The sequence below is a fragment of the Microbispora hainanensis genome, from assembly GCF_006874475.1.
Classification (GTDB): domain Bacteria; phylum Actinomycetota; class Actinomycetes; order Streptosporangiales; family Streptosporangiaceae; genus Microbispora; species Microbispora hainanensis.
The window spans coordinates 1-1569 of record NZ_VIRM01000130.1; the positions used below are offsets into that span (position 1 = coordinate 1).

The following is a 1569-nucleotide window of genomic DNA, read 5'->3' on the forward strand; positions in this document are numbered from 1 at the left end:
GGAAACAGGCTCATCCAATCGGTCGCCCCGTCATGACACTTCAACGACTCTGTGAGTTCGTCGGGGAATCGCATCCCCAGCACCTGCTGAGCCGACTCCACCGCTTCCGGGGTCGCCGAAGGGTTGAGCATCGCCAGAGTGACCGGCGCATGCGCCGCCAGCCAGGCGTCGATACGGCGCCACGACGACGAAACCGACGACATGCTGTCCTCCCTTCCAGCCATCTTGGCCCACACCTCACCAGGGAAAGACGCTGCCTGACACAGCGCTAGATCACGTGCCAGATGCGTGCCAGAACGGACGGCGACCAGCGGTGAATCGCGGAGACTCATGGTCGCTCGGCCAGCCCTGGCCTGCACCCCTGTTTTCCCAGCTCAGCACGGCAAGATCAGTAGCCTATTCCCAAGCTGACAGCGCGGGTTCGATTCCCGTCACCCGCTCCACCCACGAAGGCCCAGGTCAGGGAGTAGATCCCCACCCGGGCCTTGATTGTTTCCGAGGCTCTTTGATCTTCGCGGGCCATTAGCGGGCCATTAGCTCCGTGGATCATCCTGCGGGCATCTCGTCGGCCACGTCCCGCGCCTGGAGCTGCTTGTTGATCGCATCGGTGATCACCTTGTCCGCGCCGCGTACGGCGTGCTGATAGATCATGGCGGCCCGGACGTTGTCGTGACCCATCCGGGCCATGAGGTCCTTGAGCCCCGCGCCCGACTCGGCTGCGAGCATGTTGCCCGTATGCCGAAGGTCGTGGAAGTGCAGGCCCGGCATGCCCATGTCCTTGACGACATCGACCCAGCGCGTCCGGGTGTTGAAGCCGCTACGCCGCAGCGGCCCGCCCTTGGCGCCGGGAAAGACGAGCGCGCCCGGCTCGTTCTGGACGTAGGTCGCCAGGTGCTCACGCAGGGCCGGAATGATCCCCTCGGGGATGCCGACCGCCCGCCGGCCCGCCTTGGACTTGGGAGGCCCGAGAACCAGTTCCCCCGTGGAGCGCTCGACGAAGGCCGCTCGGATGCGCACGGTCCCGGCCTCCAGGTCGAGGTCACCTCGACGAAGCGCGCTCACCTCGCCCCATCGCAGGCTCGCGAAGGTGGCGAGCAGCACCAGGGCGCGGAAGCGTCGGTCATGGGTGCAGTCGGCCCGCCCATTGGTCGAGGCGTCGAAGTCCTTGACCGCCTCCACCTCACCGACGAGGTAGCAGCCGTGCGGGAAGACCATGTCGAAGCTGACGGGGATCGACGTTGTAGAGCCATCGGGCATCCTCCTCTTTCGACTGATAGGCACTTAACCTATCGAGTGCCTTGAGCACAAGAGAGCCCACTTACTAGGTCAAGTGCCTAAGCTAAGTGGGCTTGGTGAGTGACATGCGTATGACCGCTCGGATAGATACCGGGTCCGATCAGCGCCTTAGCGTTCCCTGTCCTGGGCCAGGTCCTCCCACGCCAGCAACCGGAACCTCGGCATCGCGTCCTCTCCAACGGGGAGAGATACGTCGGCCTGGAACCAGCCCACGACGAGCACCGACTCGTACAACACGGGCTCGTGGTCCTCGTCCAAGGGAAGCGAGCTGAA

The 1569-nt window shown here is 64.8% G+C and carries 1 protein-coding gene and 1 pseudogene; both read right to left on the minus strand.

All coding sequences use genetic code 11. The features are described 5' to 3' along the window. Positions 1-203, minus strand: a pseudogene (locus FLX08_RS39785) (SMI1/KNR4 family protein); the annotation flags it as partial. Between the two features lie 343 nt (positions 204-546). Continuing rightward, the gene (locus FLX08_RS39790; RefSeq protein WP_142625416.1) at positions 547-1257 is read right to left on the minus strand and encodes a site-specific integrase; all 711 of its coding nucleotides are present in this window, start codon (positions 1255-1257) and stop codon (positions 547-549) included. Between the last annotated feature and the right edge of the window lie 312 nt (positions 1258-1569).